21 protein-coding genes are annotated in these 21,719 nt (G+C 70.5%); 11 read left to right on the forward strand and 10 right to left on the reverse strand.

Annotated features, from left to right (window positions below):
* Positions 1 to 1,020: 1,020 nt before the first annotated feature.
* The 3 genes from FHG71_RS17255 to FHG71_RS17265 all read left to right on the forward strand — a co-directional run bounded on the left by FHG71_RS17255 (position 1,021) and on the right by FHG71_RS17265 (position 2,943).
* On the forward strand, positions 1,021 to 2,040 hold the full coding sequence (locus FHG71_RS17255) for an ArdC family protein (protein ID WP_139082944.1): 1,020 nt from the start codon (positions 1,021 to 1,023) through the stop codon (positions 2,038 to 2,040).
* Positions 2,037 to 2,309, forward strand: coding sequence for a hypothetical protein (locus tag FHG71_RS17260; RefSeq protein ID WP_139082945.1), 273 nt, complete (start codon positions 2,037 to 2,039; stop codon positions 2,307 to 2,309). Before FHG71_RS17255 ends, FHG71_RS17260 begins: the two co-directional genes overlap by 4 nt.
* Before the next feature lie 85 nt (positions 2,310 to 2,394).
* Positions 2,395 to 2,943, forward strand: a complete 549-nt coding sequence (locus FHG71_RS17265; protein WP_139082946.1) for a hypothetical protein — start codon at positions 2,395 to 2,397, stop codon at positions 2,941 to 2,943.
* 371 nt (positions 2,944 to 3,314) lie between these two features.
* Here the strand turns inward: FHG71_RS17265 and FHG71_RS24790 are convergent, their stop codons facing one another.
* From FHG71_RS24790 to FHG71_RS17290, 5 genes are all read right to left on the reverse strand, one after another.
* The gene (locus FHG71_RS24790) at positions 3,315 to 3,572 is read right to left on the reverse strand and encodes an NAD(+)--rifampin ADP-ribosyltransferase (RefSeq protein WP_218014137.1); all 258 of its coding nucleotides are present in this window, start codon (positions 3,570 to 3,572) and stop codon (positions 3,315 to 3,317) included.
* Between the two features lie 15 nt (positions 3,573 to 3,587).
* Positions 3,588 to 3,845: a hypothetical protein gene (locus tag FHG71_RS17275; RefSeq protein ID WP_139082947.1), complete on the reverse strand. Its 258-nt coding sequence runs from the start codon at positions 3,843 to 3,845 to the stop codon at positions 3,588 to 3,590.
* A 16-nt stretch (positions 3,846 to 3,861) separates the two neighbouring features.
* Positions 3,862 to 4,878, reverse strand: a complete 1,017-nt coding sequence (locus tag FHG71_RS17280; RefSeq protein ID WP_139082948.1) for a cytochrome d ubiquinol oxidase subunit II — start codon at positions 4,876 to 4,878, stop codon at positions 3,862 to 3,864.
* A gap of 10 nt (positions 4,879 to 4,888) precedes the next feature.
* The gene (locus FHG71_RS17285; RefSeq protein ID WP_425467371.1) at positions 4,889 to 6,277 is read right to left on the reverse strand and encodes a cytochrome ubiquinol oxidase subunit I; all 1,389 of its coding nucleotides are present in this window, start codon (positions 6,275 to 6,277) and stop codon (positions 4,889 to 4,891) included.
* A gap of 193 nt (positions 6,278 to 6,470) precedes the next feature.
* Positions 6,471 to 7,460 carry a calcium/sodium antiporter gene (locus FHG71_RS17290; RefSeq protein ID WP_139082949.1) on the reverse strand — a complete coding sequence of 330 codons (990 nt, stop codon included), beginning with the start codon at positions 7,458 to 7,460 and terminating at the stop codon, positions 6,471 to 6,473.
* Between the two features lie 364 nt (positions 7,461 to 7,824).
* Here FHG71_RS17290 and FHG71_RS17295 point away from each other — a divergent pair, with 364 nt between their 5' ends.
* Genes FHG71_RS17295 through FHG71_RS17330 form a run of 8 tightly spaced genes read left to right on the forward strand, consistent with a single transcriptional unit; the run spans position 7,825 to position 14,812 of the window.
* Positions 7,825 to 8,352 carry a Na+/H+ antiporter subunit E gene (locus FHG71_RS17295; RefSeq protein ID WP_218014135.1) on the forward strand — a complete coding sequence of 176 codons (528 nt, stop codon included), beginning with the start codon at positions 7,825 to 7,827 and terminating at the stop codon, positions 8,350 to 8,352.
* Positions 8,349 to 8,618, forward strand: a complete 270-nt coding sequence (locus FHG71_RS17300) for an MrpF/PhaF family protein (protein ID WP_139082951.1) — start codon at positions 8,349 to 8,351, stop codon at positions 8,616 to 8,618. The genes FHG71_RS17295 and FHG71_RS17300 overlap by 4 nt, the downstream gene beginning before the upstream one ends.
* Positions 8,615 to 8,917, forward strand: coding sequence for a cation:proton antiporter (locus FHG71_RS17305; protein WP_139082952.1), 303 nt, complete (start codon positions 8,615 to 8,617; stop codon positions 8,915 to 8,917). Before FHG71_RS17300 ends, FHG71_RS17305 begins: the two co-directional genes overlap by 4 nt.
* On the forward strand, positions 8,914 to 9,849 hold the full coding sequence (mbhE, locus tag FHG71_RS17310) for a hydrogen gas-evolving membrane-bound hydrogenase subunit E (protein WP_139082953.1): 936 nt from the start codon (positions 8,914 to 8,916) through the stop codon (positions 9,847 to 9,849). The genes FHG71_RS17305 and mbhE overlap by 4 nt, the downstream gene beginning before the upstream one ends.
* Positions 9,846 to 10,139, forward strand: coding sequence for an NADH-quinone oxidoreductase subunit K (locus tag FHG71_RS17315; RefSeq protein WP_139082954.1), 294 nt, complete (start codon positions 9,846 to 9,848; stop codon positions 10,137 to 10,139). Before mbhE ends, FHG71_RS17315 begins: the two co-directional genes overlap by 4 nt.
* A complete protein-coding gene (locus FHG71_RS17320; RefSeq protein WP_139082955.1) occupies positions 10,132 to 11,625 on the forward strand; it encodes a complex I subunit 5 family protein in 1,494 nt (497 codons plus the stop codon). Before FHG71_RS17315 ends, FHG71_RS17320 begins: the two co-directional genes overlap by 8 nt.
* The gene (locus tag FHG71_RS17325; protein ID WP_139082956.1) at positions 11,622 to 13,136 is read left to right on the forward strand and encodes a complex I subunit 5 family protein; all 1,515 of its coding nucleotides are present in this window, start codon (positions 11,622 to 11,624) and stop codon (positions 13,134 to 13,136) included. The genes FHG71_RS17320 and FHG71_RS17325 overlap by 4 nt, the downstream gene beginning before the upstream one ends.
* Positions 13,133 to 14,812, forward strand: coding sequence for a complex I subunit 5 family protein (locus FHG71_RS17330; protein WP_139082957.1), 1,680 nt, complete (start codon positions 13,133 to 13,135; stop codon positions 14,810 to 14,812). Before FHG71_RS17325 ends, FHG71_RS17330 begins: the two co-directional genes overlap by 4 nt.
* Before the next feature lie 45 nt (positions 14,813 to 14,857).
* Here FHG71_RS17330 and FHG71_RS17335 read toward each other — a convergent pair whose 3' ends face one another.
* The 5 genes from FHG71_RS17335 to FHG71_RS17350 all read right to left on the reverse strand — a co-directional run bounded on the left by FHG71_RS17335 (position 14,858) and on the right by FHG71_RS17350 (position 21,711).
* Positions 14,858 to 15,241 (reverse strand): universal stress protein, encoded by a 384-nt coding sequence (locus FHG71_RS17335; protein WP_246045497.1) that lies wholly within the window; start codon positions 15,239 to 15,241, stop codon positions 14,858 to 14,860.
* Positions 15,123 to 15,785, reverse strand: coding sequence for a hypothetical protein (locus FHG71_RS24360; protein ID WP_246045498.1), 663 nt, complete (start codon positions 15,783 to 15,785; stop codon positions 15,123 to 15,125). Before FHG71_RS24360 ends, FHG71_RS17335 begins: the two co-directional genes overlap by 119 nt.
* Before the next feature lie 165 nt (positions 15,786 to 15,950).
* A complete protein-coding gene (locus tag FHG71_RS17340; RefSeq protein WP_218014136.1) occupies positions 15,951 to 18,734 on the reverse strand; it encodes a cation-translocating P-type ATPase in 2,784 nt (927 codons plus the stop codon).
* The gene (locus FHG71_RS17345) at positions 18,731 to 20,863 is read right to left on the reverse strand and encodes an AMP-binding protein (protein ID WP_139082959.1); all 2,133 of its coding nucleotides are present in this window, start codon (positions 20,861 to 20,863) and stop codon (positions 18,731 to 18,733) included. The genes FHG71_RS17340 and FHG71_RS17345 overlap by 4 nt, the downstream gene beginning before the upstream one ends.
* Before the next feature lie 443 nt (positions 20,864 to 21,306).
* Positions 21,307 to 21,711, reverse strand: coding sequence for an SPW repeat domain-containing protein (locus tag FHG71_RS17350; RefSeq protein WP_139082960.1), 405 nt, complete (start codon positions 21,709 to 21,711; stop codon positions 21,307 to 21,309).
* Between the last annotated feature and the right edge of the window lie 8 nt (positions 21,712 to 21,719).

Consider the following 21,719-nt stretch of genomic DNA (forward strand, 5'->3'; position numbering starts at 1 on the left):
CGCCTCCACTGGATGAGGAGCGCTTAAGCCCCCATCACTCGCCTGCGGTCCATCAGCCTCCCCATCCATCCCCCGCCTCGTCCTCCCGTGGCTACGCCGTCCAACTCGAGCGTCGTGGTGCAGCGTGAGCGACCCCGAGGCGATCGGGCAAGTGCATCAGCGTCAGGTGCCGGACGGGCGTGTTTTTGGCGTCTCCCTTCGGGCCGGGCTCTAGCTTCGGCTGGTCCCGGGGCTGCGCCTGCGGGCTCCCCGGACCGTCCTGCGCCGGAGCCGCGCCGTCCCTCTGGGCCGGCCCGTCTCCGCCCCTGCGGGTGACGATCCCTGACGCGGGCCGACCCGGCCGGCCAAGCGGGCCAAGCTCCGGCCGCAGGTCGCGCACCACCCCGCGTTGGCCGCCGCCGGAGGAGCGAAGGCCGCGGGGACAAGGTCGAAGCCGAAAGGTCGAAGGCTGAAGGTCGAAGGGTGCAGGCTGGCGACTGGCTGGCAACGCTTGACGGCTGCCGACGGCCGCTGCGGAGGGGGCGCCGTGGGGGGGGCAGTGGGGGGGCGCCCCGCTGGCTGCGATCGGTGCGGGACGCCTCCAGGTGGGACGGCAAGGGAAGGCCCTGAAGGACAGCACAGGGCAGCGGTGAGCCCGGCCCGGAGCAGGCTCCGGCCCGGCCTCAAGGGCGGCATGGCCGCTGCCCCCGCCGCTGGCGCTCTGGACGCCGCGACGACCCGTCCCCTGAGTGGGTCCGCCACGCATCCCCACCCGGGTCCGTCAAGGGGCAAGCGCCGCCGCCTGCGCGGCGTCGGCTGCGGGGCCCGCCGTGTCCTCGGCTTCGCCTGCGGGCCGCACCACCGGGCCCCTGCGCCCCCCTGACAGCCCCGGCCGGGGCCGCGGGCCGGGCTGCGCCCGCCCCGCTCTGCCGTCCGAAACACGCGGGGTGCGTGTTCGGACAGTCAGACCGGACCGGCTCCGCCCAAAGGCGGACAAAGGGCACCAGACCCCAAGCCGCCACCCACCACACGGAGGCCGGCATGGCACGCCAGACGAAGACAATCCAAGAGGCCCAGACCACCTGGGGCGCCACTCGCCCGTTCGACCCCGAGCGCGAGATCAGCGAGCGCATCATCGCGGCCATCGAAGCGGGCACGCCCCCCTGGCGCAAGCCTTGGACCGGCGGAAGCGGCTGCCCATTCCCCTTGCGCGCCACCGGCGAGGCCTACCGCGGCATCAACGTCCTGATGCTGTGGCTGGAAGCCTCCGAGAAGGGCTACGCCTCTCCGTTCTGGATGACCTACCGCCAGGCCCAAGAACTGGGCGGGCAGGTCCGCAGGGGCGAGCGCTCCACGCTGGTGGTGAAGTACGGGGTGGTGGAGAAGGAGAGGGAGGACGAGGCAGGCCAGGGGGTCCGCGAGGGCGAGGAGGGCAGGGCGCAGCGGCGGCCTTACCTGAAGGCCTACCGCGTGTTCAACGCGGGCCAGGTGGACGGCCTGCCCGAGAGCTTCGCCCGAAAGCCCGACCCGGCGCGGGACCTTGGCACCAAGGCCGACGCCAGCCTGGAGACCTATTTCGCCCGGCTCGGGGCCACGGTCGAGACCACGCCCGACCCCCGTGCCTACTACCACCCGGCGCGTGACGTCATCCACATGCCCCCGGTGGCCACCTTCCACGACACGGAGGGCTACTACGCCACCCTCGGGCATGAAGGGGTCCACTGGACGGGGCACGAGTCGCGCCTGGACCGTCTCGCGCGTTGCCGCGACCGCGAGGCCTACGCCTTCGAGGAACTGGTGGCCGAGGTCGGGCAGTGCCTGCTCCTCGCCACGCTGGGGCTCACGCCCGCCATCGATCAATCCGCGGCTTACATTGAGGGTTGGTTGAAGGCTCTGCGCGACGACAAGCGCGTGATCTTCCGCGCCGCATCCGAGGCGCAAAAGGCGGTAGACCTCATCCGCGAGCGCTGCGGCGACGCCGTTGCGGTGGAGGCCGAGGCCGAAGGGAAATGCGCCGGCCCGACCGGCGCGGCCGAGCCCGTCGAGGAGGCGGCCGCGTGAGCGGCCTCCTTCCCCTGCCACCCTTCTTCGACTGGAGCCGAGCCATGCAAGCGCGCGACTTCCCCCAAGGCCTCACGAGAGACATCACCCACGACGAGGAAACCAGCCTGCTCTACCCGGAGCCCACCACCGAGAAGCCCTCGGAGGAGGAGTTCTGGGACATGCTCTTCGACGGCGCCTGCCCGGCCACGGACGGCTGCGAGGTGGAGCCCGACGGTGCCTGCCCGCACGGCCACCCCACTTGGCCGCGCCGCATGGGCCTCGTCTAGCCCTCGGGTCCGGCCTCCGCCCGCTCGGGCGGGCGAAGGCCGAGCTTCGCTGTCCCTGATCAACTCAACCTCAGGAGGAGTGGCCATGTCCACCTTCTTCGTCACTCGCGTCACCATCGACGCGGCCGTAGCGGCCTTTATCGCCGAGGGTGGCCCCCTGAGCCTGGAGGCCGCGACGGATCTCGGCCGCGCGCTTTGGGCCATGAACGCCGAGGCCGTGCGCTGGCGCTACGACCTCGACACCGGCACGCCAGAGGAGCACGCCGAGCACGAAGCGAACCTTGCCGCCGTTGCAAGCTACGCCTGGACCCCGCGCGACCTCGCCCTGGCCGTGATCGTCAAGTCGCTCGACTGCCTGCACAATCAGTGCTGCGAGGGTCCCGTGTGCGAGACAGCCCTTTATGGCCGCCTCACGGCGCTCGCCAACCACCACGATGCGGGCGGCGTGCGGGACACGGCGGAGTACGAACAGGCCCATTGGGGACTAGACGAGGTGGACCCACCTGCCGAGGCGGGTGCTCCCTCCGGCGTCAGGTTTCGCTCGGAACTGACGCCTGAGGGCGAGCAACTCGTGATCCCAGGGTGCGAGCGCAACCGATCCAGCAAGCTCCGGCAGCTCGACCTCTTCGGCTGAAGGAGTGCAGGCTCGTCTCGGGAAGGCGGTCAAGGTCTTCGGCAGGGGTTGGACACAGACTTGACGAGACTGAAGCAGCCCACGCTCCAGCCGATCCCTTTCGGTGCCTTGGCATCGGAAGGGATTGCCCAGCGACGAGCGTCGTTCCCGCTCATCGGGCTGTCTCAGGATCAGCTCTCATTCTTGGCGGCCCATCTTTTTCCGTGCAATCCCGCTACCATAAGCGTGCTCGCCATTGTGGCTGCTCAGCTGCGCCAGCAGCGCGTCGGCCGTCCCGCACCTGTGCCTCAATCCAGCGCCTCGACGCCTTGAACCCTCATGCGCTCGACGAAGTCCAGCATTTGCTGCAGCTGCTCCGGCGCGTGGCCTTGCTATACTGCGACCCCAGCCACGACGCGGAGCGGCTCACGGGAGCGGAAGGACCCCATGGGGTTGCCAGGAAAATTCTTGTCCGTGGGGTTAGGATCGCCCTCGATGGAAATTGTGAGTCCCACGACGTAGAGCCCCTCGCGACCGGAACCCTGTGCGGTCTCAGCGACCCAGACCGCCGCCTCCAGCGTGGCCGCGAGATAGACCTGCGAGTTGGGCTTGCCTGCGCCGAAGTTGGAGCGGTGGCTGGCAGCGATCAGGTCGCCCGGCTGCGCCTACAGCTGCAACACTACGTCGAGTGCTATTCGTATAGTCGCAGCCAGCGCCGCGCAGGCGGTGGCCAGCGCCGCGCGCGAGTTCAGGATTTGGGAGCGATTAAGAGCGGTTACCAGCCGGTTGATATCGGCCGCGTCCAGCGCCTCGTGGCGGCTGATGCGGCGGACCCGATGCCGGCTCGCAGCCCACCAGAACCAGGCCGACGCCAGGGCCGCCGCTCCGATCATGAGGTCGAGCGCGACCAACACTCCGGCCATGTTCCCAACCCAACTCTCACTCATAACGCAGCTCTCCCAGCTTCCCCCGGAACACCCAGTAGCTGAACGCCGTGTAGGCCAGGATCATCGGCAGCACGAACACGCTCCCCACAAGGATCACGCCCAGGCTCTCGGGCGCCGCGGCGGCGTCCCAGATCGTCAGGCTCCCCGGCACCACATACGGGTAGAACGAGAACGCGAGCCCCTGGAACGCCAGCCCGAACACCGCCACCGCGCCCGCGAAGGGCACCCAGGCCCAGCGGTCGCCGGGGCGCGGATAGCGCGCCAGCGCCACCCAGAGCCCCGCCAGCAGCAGCCCCGTCACGACCGGGATCGGCGCCAGCAGGACGACGTTCGGCAAGCTGAACCACTTGTCGAACACCCGCTCGCTCACCAGCGGCGTCGCCACCGACACCGCGACGAGCCCCAGCCCCGCGAAGAGGAGCGCCCCCCGCGCCCAGACGGCCGCCCTCCGCTGCAGCTCGCCCTCGGCCTTGAGAAGCAGCCAGCACGCCCCGATGAACCCATAGGCCGCCGCCAGCCCCAGCGCGGTCACGGCCGCGAACAGATGCGCGTCCCAGCCGCCCCGGAACCCCAGGATGTAGGACCCCAGCATCCACCCCTGCGCCAGCGCGGCGAGGAGCGAGCCGCCCAGGAACGCCCGGTCCCAGGACAGCTTGGAGCCCGGCGCCATCTTGGTGCGGAACTTGAACGCCACCCCCCGCGCCACCAGCCCCACCAGCATCAGCGCCACGGGGAGGTAGAGCGCGGTCAGGATCTCCCCATGCGCGAGGGGAAAGGCCACCAGCAGCAAGCCCGTGGCCAGCACCAGCCACGTCTCGTTGGCATCCCAGAACGGGCCGATGGAGGCGATCATCGCATCCCGCTCCCCCTCGTCCCGCGCGCCCCCGAGGAGGAGCCCCACCCCCAGGTCGTAGCCGTCGAGCACCACGTACATCAGGATCGCAAGCCCCATCAGACCGGCGAAGACCACCGGCAGCCAGGTCGCGGGGGCAAGTCCGAACAGCTCCATCACCCTCTCCTCACGCCTGCGCCGGGCGGCCCAGCGCCGCCTCGGCCGCCGCCTCGCCCGCCTCGGGCACCGCGCCCGGGCCCTCCGCGGTCACGTCCGCGCGCCGGCCCTTGCCGGCCAGGTAGTAGAGCGTCCCCACATAGGCCCCGAGCAGGAGCGTGTAGACCACCATGTAGCCCACGAAGGTCGTGGCGATCATCGCCGCCGGCACGTCCGACGCCGCCTCGCGCGTCGTCAGCACCCCGTACACGAGCCAGGGCTGCCGCCCGATCTCGGTCACGTACCAGCCCGCCACCGTGGCGACCCAGCCCGAGAAGGTCATCGCGACGAGCGCCCGCGTCACCAGCGGCGAGGGCTCGCCCCGCCGCCAGAGCTGCCAGGCGGCGAGCCAGGAGACCGCGAGCATGAGCATCCCCACGCCCACCATGACCCGGAACGACCAGAACACCGGCGCCACCGGCGGATGCTCGCCCCGGAAGTCGTTGAGTCCCGGCACCACGCCCTGCGGGTCGTGCTTGAGGATCAGCGACGCCCCATAGGGGATGCCGATCTCGAACCGGTTCTCCCGCGCCTCCTCGTCGGGCAGCGCGAACAGCACCAGCGGCACCGCCGCCTGCGTCTCCCAGTTGGCCTCGATGGCCGCGACCTTGGCCGGCTGGTGCTCCAGCGTGTTGAGCCCGTGGACGTCGCCCACGACGATCTGCACCGGGATCAGCAGCGCCCCCGCGATGATGCCCGTCCGCAGCCCCAGCCGCACCGCGGGCGCCCGGTCGCCCCGCAGCCACCGCCACGCCGACAGCCCCGCCACCAGGAACGCCGCCGTCAGGCCCGAGGCCAGGAGCATGTGCGACAGCCGCACCGGCATGGAGGGGTTGAACACGATGGCCCACCAGTCCGTCGCATGGGCCACCCCGTCGCGCATCTCGAAGCCCGCGGGCGTGTGCATCCACGACGACAGCACCATGATCCAGAACGCCGACATGGTGGTCCCGACCGCCACCAGCGCGGTCGCCGCCGTGTGCGCCCAGTTCGGGATGCGTCCATGCCCGAACAGCATCACCCCGATGAACACCGCCTCGAGGAAGAACGCCGTCATGATCTCGTAGGCGAGGAGCGGCCCCGCGATGTTGCCCACCGTGTTCATGAAGCCCGGCCAGTTGGTGCCGAACTGGAAGCTCATCACGATGCCCGACACGACGCCGAGCGAGAAGGTCAGCGCGAAGACCTTGGTCCAGAAGCGGTAAAGCTCCATCCACGCCCCGTCGCCCGTCCGCGAGAAGCGCCACTTCATGAACAGCAGCATCCACGCGAGCGCGATGGTGATGGTCGGGAACAGGATGTGGAACGTGATGTTGGCCGCGAACTGCATGCGGGCCAGAAGGACCGGATCCTCCAGCACTTGGGCGTCTCCCTCTCAGGGGCGCCACCCTCATCCGGCGGCGCCGAATGAAGGTCCGACATCGCGGGGCGGTCCCCGCCAGAGGGGCCCGGACCCCCGTCGCCCAGGGAGGTGGGAAGGTATGTTCCTTACAGCAAGAGCGAGCCGAAGGGGTGCGACGCCGTGTCCTTAGAATGCTCGCCGATGGCTGGCATTAATGTGGCCAGATGGCCCAGACATAAAGGACGTAGCCGCCTAGGAGCAGCGCGCCTTCGCCGCGCGTGAGCCTCCGCCCGGTCCAGAGAAGGAGCAGAAGCAGGACAGAGACGCCGATCATCACCAGACTGTCAAAGCCGGCGATCTCGGGCGGCACGGGCGTAGGCGCAATGAGCGCGGTCACGCCGCCGATCCCCAGGATGTTGTAGATGTTGGATCCCAGGATGTTGCCTACCGCCACGTCCGACTGGCGCCGAACCGCCGCGATGGCCGAGGTGGCGAGCTCGGGCATGGAGGTGCCGGCGGCCACGATGGTCAGGCCGATCACCGTTTCGCTCACCCCCAGGAGCCGCGCGAGGTCGATCGAGGCCCCTACGAAGAAGCGGGCGCCCAGCACCAGCAGCCCCAGGCCGCCCAGGGCCATGAGCAAGGGTAGAGCCCATCCGAGGGCGCTCCGTGAGCCGTCGGCACCGGGCGTCGTGCCCGGGTCGAGGCCCTCAAGTGCCTCAGCCTTCTCGAAGGCCGCTGTATGCCCGCCGGCAGCCACCCGCTCCTGACGCCAGGCGAAGAAAAGGTAGGCTGCAAGAAGTCCGAGCAGCAGGGCGCCCACAGGGCGGTCCAGCATCCAAGTCCAGCCCACCACGACCAGAAGCAGCGCCGTGGCGATGACCAGCACGCCGTCACGGCGCAGCGCGGTCGAGGACACGGTCAGCGGGTAGATCATCGCCGCCACGCCCAGGATCACCAGGATGTTGAAGATGTTGGAGCCGACGATGTTGCCCACAGCGATCCCCGGTGAGTCCACAAGCGCGGCCTGCACGCTGGTCACGAGTTCGGGCGTGGAGGTGCCGAAGCCCACAACCGTCAGGCCGATGAGGAGCGCGGACACGCCCAGCCGTTCCGCCAAGCGGACGGCGCCGCGCACCAGCAGCTCGGCTCCCAGGACCAGGAGGACCAGTCCACCCATCAGCGACAGCGCGAGCGCCATGGTTCAGTCCTTTCCTTCCATGTCGTGAGATTGCGCCCGCAGGCCCGGTCCGGACGGCGTAGCAGACCGGGCCCGGAACGGATCGCGTTCCGAAGGCGCGGATTGGCTTGCGTAGACCACTCGGCAGCGGGTGCTCTCCGTCGGTGCAACAGGCTCAGCAGATACCAAGCTGCATGGCAGCATGTCGAAGCCTCCTCGACTGAGCCGATCGCACGGCTGACCTCCGGAGGAGTCCGACATCGCGGTGGCATCACCGCCAGAGGGGCCCGGACCCCATAGCCGGCATCTAAGTACCGCCACCTCCCGTTCAAGTCCTTGCCCAACCGAAACGGGCAGTCTATGGTCGTGCAGGATGGAAACAATTGTGCCCGCCCAGCCTCCCCTCTCCGGAACCCCCGTGGGCGCCGGCCGGAGGTTCGGGGCCGCTCGCTTCACAGTCGTGGCGCTGATCCTCGCGGCGCTGTGGGTCGTGCTCAACGAGGTCGACCCTGGAAGCTGGATCGTCGGGGTTCCTTCCATCCTTCTGGGTGCCTGGCTCGCCTGCCTCCTGCCGCCATCGACGAACTGGGTGCGCTCACCCCTTGGTGTCCTTCGCTTCGCCCCCTTCTTTCTGGGGCAGTCGCTGCTCGGCAGCTGGGACGTGGCCCTGCGGGCGCTCCGCCCCAGCCTGCCCATTGCTCCCGCTTTCCTGTCCTACCGGACTCGCCTGCCACCCGGCGCCGCGCGGGTCCTGTTCTTCGACGCCATCACCCTTCTCCCGGGCACCCTGAGCGCCGAGCTGGACGGGGACCAGGTCGTCGTGCACGCCGTGGATGCCGGCGCCGCCCCGCGGGAGGGGATCGAGGACCTCGAACGGCGGGTGGCTCGGCTATTCGGGTTGGAGCTGCAATGACCGCCATTGCCCTCGGCGTCGCGGTCGTCCTCGTCCTTCTCATGGGCGGCAGTCTCGTGCGCGTGGCGATCGGGCCCACGGACGCCGACCGGATGCTGGGGCTCCAGCTGCTCGGCAGCAACTTGACCGCCTTGGCCCTGCTCATGTCGGAGGCGCTCGCCATGCCGCGTCTCGTCGACCTTGCGCTGGTCTTCGCGACGCTGGCCGGCGTGACCACCGCGGTCTTCGTCGCCACCTATGCCAATGCGCGGGAGGACCGGCGATGAGCTGGGCCGAGATCGTGGCGGCCACGCTCTTCGGGTCGGGGGCCTTCTTCTTCCTTGGCGGCACGGTGGGGCTGCTGCGCTTTCCGGACGTCTTCACCAGGCTCCATGCACTCACCAAGGCGGACAACCTCGGCCTCGGGCTGATCGCCCTGGGCGCGATCGTGCTGGCCGACAGCCTCTGGATCGCGCTCAAGATCCTCCTGGTCTGGATCGTGGTGCTCCTGGGAAGCGCGACCTCCGGATACCTCGTGGCCCGGCATGCGCGCCGTGGCTCCAACTCCAGGAGCCCGCCGCCATGAGCGGCCTCCTGATCTCGGCTCTGGACCTTGTGCTGGGCCTCCTTACCCTGGGCCTCGCAGCGGCGACGCTCGGCACCCGCGACCAGGCGCGGATGCTGATGCTGTTCGTCACCTTTGGCGGTGTCGTGGCCCTCCTCTGGGTGCGCCTGCGCGCGCCCGACGTGGCCCTGGCCGAGGCGTCCATCGGCGCGGCGCTCACGGGCGGCCTGCTGCTGCGGATGCGGCCGATGCTGCCCCCCTCGGACGGAAACGCCCCCCGGCCGATCCGGGCGCTTGCCGCGGCCCTCGCGCTCGGAACGTTCGCCGCGCTCGCCTGGGCCTTGTCTCTGGTGGATTGGGGCGCACGGCCGAGCCTTGCGGGACCCGTCTTCGAGCGCCTGCCCGAGAGCGGCGTGACCAATCCCGTCACGGCGGTGCTGCTCAACTTCCGCGCCTACGACACGCTGCTCGAGGTGGCGGTGCTGCTGGTCGCGGTGGTGGGCGTCTGGATGCTGAGCCCGCGCGCGCCCGCGCTGACACCGCTCAGGGACGATCCCCTGTTCCTCGCGCTCCTGCGTCTGCTCGTGCCGTTCCTCTGCATCCTGGCGGGATACCTCCTGTGGCTCGGCTCCTTCGCGCCAGGGGGTGCCTTCCAGGCCGGGGCCGCGCTGTCGGCCGCGTTCCTGTTCCTGCTCCTGGCGGGGGTTCCGGATGCCCCAGGGCAGGCGGACCGGGCCTGGCTGCGCGCCGCCCTGGTCATGGGGCTCGCCGTGTTCATCGCGGTGGCGGTCGGGGTGAGCCTGCGGGGCGCGGCCCTTCTCGAGTACCCCCCCGCGCAGGCCAAGAACCTGATCCTGCTAATCGAGGCGGCGCTCACGGTCAGCATCGCCCTGACGCTCATGGTGCTGTTCCAGGGCGGGCGTCCGGCCTCCCGCGACGGAGCGGATCCATGACCGCAGCACTCTGGCATGCCTTGGTCGGCGCCGGTCTCTTCAGCCTGTCGCTCTACCACCTGATCGTGGCGCAGGACCTGCTGCGGCGCATCATCGCCGTGAACCTTCTGGGCACCGGCCTGTTCGTCATCCTGGTCGCCCTGGGCTATCGCGGCCCCGACGCGCCGCCCGACCCGGTGCCGCACGCCCTCGTGCTCACCGGCATCGTCGTCGCGGTCAGCGCGACGGGCCTCGCGCTCGCGCTCGCGCGGCGGGTCCACGCCTCGGGTGGTCGGTCCGAGGATGTCTGACGCGCTTCCGGCGCCCGACTGGGCCGTCCTCACGGTCCTCCTGCCGCTCCTCGGCGCGGCCCTGGCCTTCGTGGCGGAGCGCCAGGCCGACCGCATCGGCTTCGCCGCGACGACGGGGGTGGCGCTGTCCTCGGTGATGCTGCTCCTGCAGGTCGCCGGTGGCGCGCCCTACCAGCAGTCCATCGGCGGCTGGGCCGTGCCTCTCGGCATCGCGCTCAAGGCGGATGGCCTGGCGGCGCTCATGCTGGCGATGACCGGGCTCGTGGGCCTGGGCGTGGCGGCGCAGGCGCTGCGCACGATGGCGAGCGAGCTGCCCCCGGCCCGGCAGGGGACGGCCGCGCCCTGGGCCTTCTGGCCGCTCTGGCTCCTGCTCCTGGGTGGGCTCAACGCGCTCTACCTGTCGGCCGACCAGTTCAATCTCTACGTCACGCTGGAGATCGTGAGCCTTGCCGCCGTGGGCCTGACGGCGCTGTCCGGCAAGCCCGAGGCCTTCACGGCCGCGATGCGCTACCTCCTCGTGGGCTTCCTGGCCTCCCTCCTCTACCTTCTGGGCGTGGCGCTGCTCTACGCCCGGTACGGGGTGCTCGACATCGGCACCGCCCAATCCCTGCTGCGCCCCGAGCCGGTCGCGCAGCTCGCCATGACGGTCATGCTCGCGGGGCTCGCGCTCAAGTCGGCGCTGTTTCCCCTCCACTTCTGGCTGCCCCCCGCCCACGGGAACGCCGCCGCCTCGGCGAGCGCGCTCCTCTCGGCCCTGGTCGTGAAGGCCAGCGTCTACCTCGTGCTGCGCCTGTGGTTCGACCTTTTCGGGCCCACGGGCCTCGCGACCGAGGCCGCGGGACTGCTCCTCGGCCTGCTCGGCGCCGGCGCGATCCTCTGGGGCTCGCTCCAGGCCGTCCTGGCCGAGCGGCTGAAGCTCCTGGTCGCCTACTCGACCGTGGCTCAGGTGGGCTACCTGTTCCTGGCCCTCCCGCTCGACGGAACCGAGCGGGGGCTTGCATGGCAAGGCGTGGCGATGCTGGCGCTGGCCCATGCTTTCGCCAAGTCGGCCATGTTCCTGTGCTGCCAGATCGTGCAGGACCGGCTCGGGCACGACCGCATCCGCGCGCTCACCAGCTCGGCGAAGCTGCCCCGGTCGACGCAGCTCACGCTGGCGCTGGCCGCCATCAGCCTGATCGGCCTGCCGCCCAGCGGCGGCTTCGTCGGCAAGTGGCTCCTGCTCCAAGCGAGCCTCGAAGGTGGCTTCACGCTCTGGACGGCGGTGATCATGGCGGGGACGCTGCTCTCGGCGACCGCGATGTTCCGCGTCCTGGTGCGCTTCTTCGCGGCCCAGCCCGACGACCCCGTCGAGGCCGAGGCGCCGCCCCCCGGGATCACGGCGCGGCTGATCGACCTCGTGCCCTTCGCCCTCGCGGCCGTGGCGATCCTCCTGGGCCTCGTCGCGACCTGGCCCCTCATGGTGCTGCAGGTGGGGGCCGGCGGATGACGGAGGCCTGGCTGCCGCTCGCGATCCTCGGGACCTCTCTCCTCGTGAGCCCGATCATCTTCTCCCTGCCCGAGGAGCGGGTCCGGACGCGCACGCTCCTCAACCTCGGCGCGGCGACGCTGAAGCTCGCGCTGGTGGCCTGGCTCGCGTGGCGGGTGGGCTTCCGGGGCGCGGCCTACGAGGCGCGCCTGCCCTTCGTGCCGGGGATCGACCTCGTGCTCCGGGCCGATCCGCTGGCCGTGCTCTTCGTGTCCCTGTCCTCGGCCCTGTGGCTGCTGACCACGATCTATGCCGTGGGCTACCTCGATGGCGCGCCGAACCGCAGCCGCTTCTTCGGCTTCTTCAGCCTTTGCGTGGCCTCCACCATCGGCATCGCCATGGCAGGGAACCTCCTCACCTTTCTCCTCTTCTACGAGCTCCTGACCATTGCAACCTACCCGCTCGTGGTCCACCGCGAGACCCCGGAGGCCCGTCGCGCGGGACGCATCTACCTCGCCTATACGCTGGGGGGCGGCGTGCTGGTGCTGGCGGGGACGGCCTGGCTCTGGGCGGCGGCGGGGACGCTCGACTTCGTGCCCCAAGGGGTGCTCGCCGGAACGACGCTAGACGGGGCGACGCTGGTCGCCATTTTCCTGCTCCTCGTGGGCGGGCTCGCGGTCAAGGCCGCCATGGTGCCGGTCCACGGCTGGCTCCCCATCGCCATGGTCGCCCCCGCCCCGGTGAGCGCGCTGCTCCATGCGGTCGCGGTGGTCAAGGCCGGAGCCTTCGGCATCATCCGGGTCGTCCACGAGATCTACGGCATCGAGCTGGCCACCCGGCTCGGCGTCGCCACCCCGCTCGCGGCCCTGGCGGCCTTCACGATCCTCTACGGCTCGGTTCGCGCCCTGGGGCAGGACGACCTCAAGAAGCGGCTCGCCTTCTCGACGGTGAGCCAGGTCTCCTACGTCGTCCTCGGCACCGCGCTCTTCAGCCCGCTCGCCGCCATCGGCGGGCTCATGCACCTGATCCACCAGGGGCTGATGAAGATCACCATGTTCATGTGCGCGGGCAACATCGCCGAGACCCTCCACGTCTACAAGGTGAGCGGGCTCGACGGCGTAGGCCGGCGCCTGCCCTGGACCATGGGGGCCTTCACGGTGGCGGCGCTGGGGATGATCGGCGTGCCGCCGCTCGCGGGCTTCGTGAGCAAGTGGTACCTCGCCGCGGGCGGCCTCGACGCTGGGGCGCCCTGGGTGGTCGCCGTGCTGCTGGGCAGCAGCGCCCTCAACGCGGCGTACTTCCTGCCCATCCTGCACCGCGCCTGGTTCCGCGAGCCCCCGGAGCCCTGGCCGGCGCCGCCCCCCGGCGCTCGGCTCGAGGCTCCCTGGATGCTTCTTCTTCCCCCGCTCGCGACCGGCCTTCTGGTCGCCGCCGCGGGCCTCCTCGCCAGCGCCCCCATCAGCCCGCTGGGCTGGGCGCGGTTCATCGCCACCGGGGAGATCCCCGGCCTGCCGGGAGGGCTGATCCAGTGAGCGCGGGAACGGCGACTTGGCTGGTGCTGCTGGTGCCGCTTCTTCCCCTGCTCCTCGGCACGCTCGGGGCGTTCCGGGGGCTGCGGGCCTGGCTCCCTGCGCTGGCCGTGCTGGCTCCGCTACCCGCCTTGGCCGCGGCCCTGCTCATCGAGGGCGACGTGGGTGTCCGCATCCCCTGGTTGCTCCTCGACTCGCGCCTGGGCCTCGACGGCGTCGGCCGCGTCTTCCTGGCGCTGTTCGCCTGCCTGTGGTTTCTCGGGTCTTGGCACGCGTTCTTCTACCTGCGCCTGGACCCCCGCCGGGGGCGCTTTGCCGCGCTCCTGCTGCTTGCCATGGCGGGCAACCTGGGCACCGCCGTCGCGCAGGATGCCCTGAGCTTCTACGCGGCCTTCGCGCTGATGAGCTTCGCGTCCTACGGCCTCGTGGTCCATGACGGGACGCCGGGGTCGCTGCGCGCCGGCCGGGTCTACATCGTCCTCGTGGTGCTGGGGGAGCTTGCCCTCTTCTCGGGCCTCGTGCTCGCCGTCGCCGCCGCGGGCGCGCCCTTCGAGCCGGGGCGGGCGGCCATCCCCGGCCTCGCCCTGGCGCTGCTGTCCTTGGGCTTCGGGATCAAGGCGGGGCTCGTGCCGCTCCATGTCTGGCTGCCGCTCGCACATCCCGCCGCGCCCGTCCCGGCGAGCGCGGTCCTGAGCGGCGCGATGATCAAGGTGGGCCTCCTGGGCGCGCTGCGCTTCCTGCCCCTGCCGGGGCTGCCAGGGGCGGGGGAGGGCCTGATCCTGCTCGGGGCGGCCAGCGCCCTCTACGGGGTCGCCGTCGGCGTTCTCCAGACCAACCCCAAGGCGCTCCTCGCCTATTCCAGCATCAGCCAGATGGGGCTGATCGCCATCGGCCTGGGTCTCGCCCTGTCCGCACCCGATCCGGCGCTCGCCGGCTCGGCGGTGGCGGCGGCCCTCCTGTTCACGCTCCACCATGGCTTCGCCAAGGCGGCGCTGTTCCTGGGGACGGCTCTGGCCCCGGGCTCCGCCGCCGGCCTGGGGCGCTGGCTGCGGATGATCGGCCTCGGCCTGCCGGCGGCCGCCCTGATAGGCCTGCCGCTGACGAGCGGCGCCGTGGCCAAGGCCGCCGTCAAGGATCTCGGCCTCGGGCCGGCTTGGCTCGATCCGTTCCTATCAGTGAGCAGCGCCGCGACCGCCCTCCTCCTCGTCCGCTTTCTTGCCCTGATGGGGGGCAGGTCCGGCGAGGAGAAGCCGGGGACCCTCGCGCCCTGGCTGGCGAGCGTGCTGCTTTCGGCTCTCGCCGTCTGGGCTTGGGCCCCCGCAGCCGAGGGGCTAGCCTCCAGCCTCACGGCCCCTACCATCGTCGACAGCCTCTGGCCCCTGGGCGTCGGCGTCGCTCTAGGCTTGGGATTGTCCTGGTTTCTGGGCTCCTCGCCCACGCCCTTGGTGCCGGCGGGCGACCTGCTCGCCTTCGGCGCCGGGGCGGCCGGCTGGCGCCGGCCCCCGGCCGCAGCCCCCACCGCGGCTGGGCGGACGCCCCGGCGAGACCTCCTCCGGACGGCTCTTGCGAGGGGCGCCGAACTCGCGGCGCTGGAGCGCGGAGCCCATATCTGGGCGGTCGGGGCCGTCGCGAGCGCCGCCTTGGCGGCCCTGCTGCTCGCGAGCCTGCTGTCGAGCTGATGGCCGCGGCGTCCGCGAGCCTATTCGGCCTGCGCCCTGTGCCGGTCAGCTGGCCATGAGCAGGGGCACGCAGGCGTGGCGGAGCACGTGCCGGGTGGCCCCGCCCAGGACCCATTCGGCCAGCCAGGATCGACCATAGGCGCCCATCACTACCAGATCGGCCCCCGACTGCGCCGCCGCGCGGAGGATCGCCGCACCCGCGTCCCCCTCCGAGCCGGGCAGAATGATCTTTCGGATCCGTTCCGCCTGCGTCATGAGGTAGCCCTCCATGCTGACCAGCGGCCATCGGGTCACCGAGGGGAAGCGCTCCTTACCTGTGCCCTCGAGCAGCGTAACCCGCTCTGCGCGGCGGATGAAGGGCAAGGCATGCTGCACGGCCAGGGTGGTCTCGCGTGAACCGTTCCAAGCCACGAGCACATGCCGCCCCACCGAGGGATAAGGTTCCACGGAACGGCACGACCAGCACCGGCCGGCCCGTGCCCGCGACGCAGTGCTCGGGCACGACGTGACCGATCTCGTCACGGCCAAGGTCCGTCTGCTCCACCACCAGAAGGTCATGGAGCCGTCCGACATAGCTCAGGATCTCGGCCGCGTCGCCCTCGGCGTCGAAGAAGCCTACGGGGAGGCGCCGCGCCAAGGCGGCCTCCCGGAAGCGGCTCTCCGCCTCGGCCGCCAGCCTGCCCGCCCGCTCCAGGCGGTCGGCGGGGAGGGCCTCAGGGCGGCAGAACGCCTGGGGCACCGAAACGCCCCTCAGCGTAAGGGCACCCGTGAGGCTCGCCTGGAAGGTGTGGGCCAGCCGCATGGCGACCTCGATGTGCTCGGATCGGTTCCCGCAGGCCCTCAGGTGCACGGCGATTGTGCGATAGTCCCCCGGCCGGGTCCGCGACCCCGCGCGCACAGCCTTGGGCCGGGCCTCGGCGGCCTCCGGGGCGGGGGCGTCCTTGGCGGCCGTGATAATCTGGTGCTTCGTCATTGTCAGGGCTCCTATGGATCGTGGGGACGGCCCGGCCCATCGGGCTGCCCCGGGGGCCGGGGGCCTGGGACGCGGTTCGATGTCGCGGCCCGGGGTCGGCGCGGGCGCCCGGGCCGCAGGGCGGTCCCGACCAGGGCGGGCGAGTGCCCCGCCCGGCCCAAGGGCTCAGGTATCCTGCAGCCGAGCCGCCGGGCGCTGGGACGCCAGCCTCCCCGTCCCGGGCTCCTGCGCGGGGTCGTCCTCGGCGCGGCGGCGCAACCCCTTCTCCACCTCGGTCGCCAGAAGCACTGTGACAGCCGCCGCCACGCCAATCAGGAGGCCCGTCAGGCCGATGTCGGTGGTGTGGAAGAAGGGCTGCGCTCCCGGCCAGTAAACCACCACCAGCTGCGCCACCAGCGCCACAGCGATCATCGCGAGCAGCGTCGGGTTGCCGAAGGGGCCGAGGGCGAAGGCCGACTGCCGGAAGGACCGGGCGGCCAGCACGCGGCCAATCTGCAGGATCGCCAGCGTGGAGAACACCAACGTCGAGATGTAGAGAGTCTCGACCGGCGTGAGCAGCCCGTCCGCCATGGCCAGGCTCCAGGCCCACCATCCCGCACCGATGGTGATGGCTCCGATGAGCGCACCGAGCCAGGCGACATGCAGCCCCACGCCGCGGCTGAACACGCCCTCCTGTGGCCGGTAGGGCGGGCGCTCCATGTTCCCCTTCTCCGCCTTCTCCGTTCCCAGGCCTAGGCCCAGGAGGCCGTCGGTCAGGAGGTTGGAGAACAGGATCTGCACCGGCGCGAGCAGGAGCGGCAGCCCGAGGAAGGGCGGCACCGCCACCGTGAGCACCTTGCCGATGTTGCCCGCCACCGAGAACTGGATGAAGCGGCGGACGTTGTCGTACACTACGCGGCCTTCCTCGACCGCCGCCACGATGGTGGCGAAGTTGTCGTCGAGGAGAACCATGTCCGCGGCCTCCTTAGCCACGTCCGTCCCCGAGCCCATTGCCACGCCGATGTCGGCGCGCTTAAGCGCGGGGGCGTCGTTCACACCGTCGCCGGTCATCGCGACGACGTGCCCGCGCCGCTGGAGCGCCTCCACGATCCGGAGCTTGTGCTCGGGCGAGACTCGGGCAAAGACTGCCACCTCGTCCACGATGGCCTCGAGCTCGGCCGGGGACATGCGCTCGATCTCGATCCCCGTGACCACCCGATCTCCCTCGCGGCAGATGCCCAGATCGGCGGCAATCTTGCGCGCGGTGAGGTGATGGTCGCCGGTGATCATCACGGGCCGGATGCCCGCCCGGGCGCAGACCGCGACCGCTTCGGCCGCTTCGGCCCGCGGCGGATCGATCATGGCCACGAGCCCCACAAGCACCAAGTCTCGCTCGAGCGCCTCGGGCATCAGCCGCTCAGGGAGCGCGTCCAGCGGTCGGATCGCAAGCGCCAGCACGCGCATTCCCTGGAGGCCGAAGCCGTCGTTGGCATCGATCATCCGCTGTCGCGCCGCATCATCCATGGCCACGATGCGGTTGCCCTGAAGGACCCCCGAGCAGAGCGGCAGGAGTGCGTCGGCGGCACCCTTGGTGACCGTCAGGAAGAGCGCATCGACGTCCAATCCCAGGAAGACTCGTCCCCCGGGCTCGACTCGGTGGACGGTGGTCATCCTCTTGCGGGTGCTGTCGAAAGCGATCTCTGCCTCGCGCGGCAAGATTTTCTCCAGCCGCGCCTTCTCCAAGCGGTGGCCCGCCGCTGCCACGAGAAGCGCGGCCTCCGTGGGGTCGCCCACCGCCTTGCCGTCCCGCAGATCGGCGTCGTTGCACAGGGCCGCCCCCATAAGAAGTAGATCTGGCTCATCGCCTTCGACGCGCCCTCGAAGGTCATGCCACCCGCTGGCGGTCGCGAGCTGTGTCGCCGTTATGCGGTTCTGAGTAAGGGTGCCGGTCTTGTCCGAGCAGATGACCGTGACCGAGCCCAGTGTCTCGACCGCTGGGAGCTTGCGGATCAGCGCCTTGCGCCGGAGCATCCGCTGTCCGCCCCGCGCAAGCGTGAAGGTCAACACCGCCGGTAGCCCCTCAGGCACAATAGCCACAGCCAAGCTCACGCCGGTGAGCAGCACCAGCGACACGTCCTCGCCTCGCATCCAGCCCGCGATGGCGACGACCGCTGCAATGGCGACTGCGACGACTGCCAGCACCTTGCCTAGCCGGTCGAGCCGGCGCTGGAGCGGAGTCGGCTCGTGGCGCACCGAGCGGATCATGGAGGCGATGCGGCCGAGCTCGGTCCGCATCCCCGTCTCGACCACCAGCGCCCGGCCGCGCCCAAAGGTCACGGCCGTGCCTAGGAACACCATGTTGAGCCGGTCGCCGACCGTCAGGTTGCTCCGGATCAGCGCCGCCTCCGTCTTCTCGACGGTTTCAGACTCTCCTGTGAGCGCTGCCTCTTGCACCCGGAGCGAGAGGCTCTCGATCACGCGGCAGTCGGCTGGCACGACGTTGCCCGCTTCCAGGATCACCAAGTCGCCTGGCACGAGCTCGCGCGAAGAGACGTCCTGCGCCCGGCCGTCGCGCACCACGCGGACTTGGGGCGAGGACATCTGCTTGAGCGCGGCGACGGCACGCTGGGCGCGGTACTCCTGTGCCACCCCCAGAACCACGAACAGGAGCACGATTGCGGCGATGGCGATCGCGTCGACCTGCTTGCCCAGCACCGCGGCTAGACCGCCTGCGAAGACGAGGATCAGGATCAGCACGGAGGACACCTGCTCCCAGAGGATGTGCCAGACGGTGCGCTCGCCGCCGTCTTGGACCTCGTTGGGTCCCGCTTGCCGCAGGCGGTCGGTGGCGCGGGCGGAGGACAGGCCCTTCACGCCGTCGCTGCCCTGCGCAGCCAGCGCCTCGTCGGCCTCCAGCGTATGCCAGGGCCCACGCGCCGCGGGATCACGGTGAAGGCTCACGTCGTTCACGCCAGCTCCCTCCCCTTGCTCTCGGCCAGCGCCCGAACGGCGCGGTGGTCTACCTTGCCGGTGGGCAGCAGCGGTACCTCCGGCACGGTCGCGACGGTTCGCGGCACCACGAGATCGGACAGCCCATGCTCCCGCACCGCCCTAGCTAGTGCCGGCCGCGTGGCGTCCGCGGCGGTGGTCAGCAGGATGACGCGCTCGCCCCTCTGCCCGTCGGGCAGGGCCGCGGCGGCGTGCCGATCCTCGGGCCAAAGCCGGGCCGCGAGTTCCTCGACCGCGCCCAAGGCCACCATCTCGCCTGCGACCTTGGCGAAGCGCTTGACGCGGTCGCGGATGGTCACGAAGCCCTGCGGGTTGATATCGACGACGTCGCCGGTGTCGTACCAGCCGTCAGGCGGAGCCAGGAACCGGCCAGGCGTCTCGGGCTGGACATAGCCCAGCATGACGTTGGGCCCTTTTACGTGCAGAACGCCGGCCGCGGTGACGCCTGGGACAGGCACGACCCGCCACTGGATCCCCGGCAGGAGCCGCCCGACGGAGCCCGGCTCGTGATGCATCGGCGTGTTGAGCGCCAGCACCGGCGCCGTCTCGGTCGCGCCGTAGCCCTCGAGGATGCGGATGCCGAACCTCTCGGCCCAGAGCGCCCGCGTATCGGGTCGGAGCCTCTCGGCTCCCGCGAAGACATAGCGCAACGACGACATGTCGTAGGGGTGCGCGTGCTTGCCGTAGCCCGCGAGGAACGTGTCGGCCCCGAACAGGATCGTCGAGCGCGTCCAGTAGAGCGCCTCGGGGATGGTCCGGTAGTGGAGCGGCGAGGGATACAGGAACAGCGGCACGCCCGAGATCACCGGCAGCACCATCCCCGCCGTCAGGCCGAAGGAGTGGAACATCGGCAGGGCGTTGAACACCTTGTCGCGCGGCGTGAAGTCGATCCGCGCCCGCACCTGCGCGCAGTTCGCGAGGATGTTGTCGTGGCTCAGCGCCACGCCCTTGGGTGCCCCCTCGGTGCCCGAGGTGAACAGGATTGCCGCTGGATCCTTGGGCAGAGGCCGGTGCAGGGCGTGCATCCGATGGGCACGACCGGCGTCCCACAGCCCCCGGAGCTTGGCGCGCCGATCGACCGAGGCGCGGAGGTCCTCGAGGTAGACCACCTCGACGGCCTGCCCGAGCTCGGCCACCGTCGCCTCGAGCTTGCCCTTCTCCACGAAGCGCCGGGAGGTCAGTACGAGCCGCACCCCCGCCAGGCGGCAGGCGCCCAGTACCCCTGCGCTGCCGGCGCTGAAGTTCAGCATGGCCGGCACCCGGCCGACGGCCTGGAGCGCGAAGAAGGTCACCACGCAGCCCACCGCATTGGGCAGCAGGATCCCCACCCTCTCGCCGAGCCGGGTTCGCTCAGCAAGCTTCCGGCCCAGGATCACCGAGCCGAGCACCAGGCGATCATAGCAGATCGGGTCCCAGTCCAGGTCCTCGATCCTCGCCTGCCGTCCGCCATGTGCGGCGCGGGCCGCGAGCATCGCCTCGAACAGCGTCTGGTTGCGCGGCCGCGCCTGGACGGAAAGCTCCGCCAGCATGTCACCGATCTGCGCGCTGCCGCGGCGGTGGCGGTCTCGACCACGCCCCGGCCCGTCCAGGTTCAGCCGGCGCGGCGCGCCGACCGTGATCGTCACCTTGGGCAGCACGCGGCGGCGCAGGACCCCGCCTAGGGCGCTGAACAGACTGTGCTGCACGCCCTCGATATGGATGGGCAGCACGTTGGCCAGGGTCTTGTCGGCCACGAAGGCGGGACCCCCGTAGATCTTCATGAGCCCGCCCGTCTGCGTGAGCCGGCCCTCGGGGAAGATCATGCATGGCCGGCCTTGCCGGACCTCGTGGATCATGTGCTTGAAGCTCATGGGACTGCCGAAGTCCACGCCGATGGTCCGCACGAGGCGCAGCCAGGGCCGGACCCACCAGCGCCGGGCAACGTTCTTGGAGATGGCGAAGGTCGGCAACTCGGGCAGCAGCGTCGCCAAGAGGGGCGCGTCGAGATAGGACACGTGGTTCGCGACAATGATGAAGCGCGGCCCGGCCTGATGGTAGTTCTCGAGGCCGTGGACTTCGACGCGGAAGAGGGCTTTGAGGAGCCGGCCCATGAGGCCGCGAAGCCGGTCCTTCGTGTCTCTTGTCTCTGCCGGAGCTTTTTCTTGCGGCCGCTCCAGTTCGAGCTGAGGCTTGACCTCCCGGGCAGAAACGATTGTTTGCTGGTGCAGCATTGAAGACCCCTCTCATTGCGCCGCTCTAGGCGGTCGAATGGATGGGGTCCGACATCGCAGCCTCTTGGCTGCCAGAGGGGCCCGGACCCCACGCCGAGTCACACGTCCATTGCTACCGTGCAACCCGAAGGCATCGATCAGGGTGTCCTGCCGATGCCGAAGTCTGGACATCCAAGCCTGGGCACAGGTCCATCGAAACCGTGTGGCCCAAGAGCATCGACCATGGGTGCTGATCGATGCTGACGTCCAAACCTCACGCTCAATTACATGCGTCTCCCGATCCCGTGATCCAGGATTACGAGCGGAGGAACGCCCCTGAGCACCTAACCGACGTCGGCGCTGCCCTTGCCTTCATAGGGGGTAGGCCCGATGCCTGCGTTCGCGTCCTTGTCGGTGCGACGTCCCTCCCAGAGCGCCAGGGCACCCGCCGCTAGCAGGACCACGCCCACCGCCTTGTGCGCCAAGACCGCCATGGCGACAGCTCCGAAGCCCATGATCCAAGGCATGGCGAAGGTCATCAAGCCAACGGCCGCGATGATCCAGCCCTCCCAGGCCGCAGGGCGGGCGAAGGTCCTGGCGCCAATCACGGCGATGAGCGCCGCGAGGACGAAGGCGCTCGTGGCCGCCGTGTCGGCGAACCCCAGGACGGGTGGGCTGAGCAGCAGGGGCACCGCAGCTCCAAGGGCGAGTGCCCCAGGCATGCGAGGGTCGAGCAGAAGCTTCTTCATGTTGAGAT

It is taken from the genome of Rubellimicrobium roseum, from assembly GCF_006152145.1.
Classification (GTDB): domain Bacteria; phylum Pseudomonadota; class Alphaproteobacteria; order Rhodobacterales; family Rhodobacteraceae; genus Rubellimicrobium; species Rubellimicrobium roseum.

What these genes read in the sequence shown, in the direction of transcription:
- FHG71_RS17350 (WP_139082960.1), bottom strand. Translation starts at nt 21,711, where the DNA reads ATGAAGAAGCTTCTGCTCGACCCTCGCATGCCTGGGGCACTCGCCCTT.
- FHG71_RS17305 (WP_139082952.1), top strand. Translation starts at nt 8,615, where the DNA reads ATGAGCTGGGCCGAGATCGTGGCGGCCACGCTCTTCGGGTCGGGGGCC.
- FHG71_RS17320 (WP_139082955.1), top strand. Translation starts at nt 10,132, where the DNA reads ATGTCTGACGCGCTTCCGGCGCCCGACTGGGCCGTCCTCACGGTCCTC.
- mbhE (WP_139082953.1), top strand. Translation starts at nt 8,914, where the DNA reads ATGAGCGGCCTCCTGATCTCGGCTCTGGACCTTGTGCTGGGCCTCCTT.
- FHG71_RS17255 (WP_139082944.1), top strand. Translation starts at nt 1,021, where the DNA reads ATGGCACGCCAGACGAAGACAATCCAAGAGGCCCAGACCACCTGGGGC.
- FHG71_RS17265 (WP_139082946.1), top strand. Translation starts at nt 2,395, where the DNA reads ATGTCCACCTTCTTCGTCACTCGCGTCACCATCGACGCGGCCGTAGCG.
- FHG71_RS24360 (WP_246045498.1), bottom strand. Translation starts at nt 15,785, where the DNA reads ATGACGAAGCACCAGATTATCACGGCCGCCAAGGACGCCCCCGCCCCG.
- FHG71_RS17275 (WP_139082947.1), bottom strand. Translation starts at nt 3,845, where the DNA reads ATGGCCGGAGTGTTGGTCGCGCTCGACCTCATGATCGGAGCGGCGGCC.
- FHG71_RS17290 (WP_139082949.1), bottom strand. Translation starts at nt 7,460, where the DNA reads ATGGCGCTCGCGCTGTCGCTGATGGGTGGACTGGTCCTCCTGGTCCTG.
- FHG71_RS17345 (WP_139082959.1), bottom strand. Translation starts at nt 20,863, where the DNA reads ATGGGCCGGCTCCTCAAAGCCCTCTTCCGCGTCGAAGTCCACGGCCTC.
- FHG71_RS17315 (WP_139082954.1), top strand. Translation starts at nt 9,846, where the DNA reads ATGACCGCAGCACTCTGGCATGCCTTGGTCGGCGCCGGTCTCTTCAGC.
- FHG71_RS17300 (WP_139082951.1), top strand. Translation starts at nt 8,349, where the DNA reads ATGACCGCCATTGCCCTCGGCGTCGCGGTCGTCCTCGTCCTTCTCATG.
- FHG71_RS17325 (WP_139082956.1), top strand. Translation starts at nt 11,622, where the DNA reads ATGACGGAGGCCTGGCTGCCGCTCGCGATCCTCGGGACCTCTCTCCTC.
- FHG71_RS17280 (WP_139082948.1), bottom strand. Translation starts at nt 4,878, where the DNA reads ATGGAGCTGTTCGGACTTGCCCCCGCGACCTGGCTGCCGGTGGTCTTC.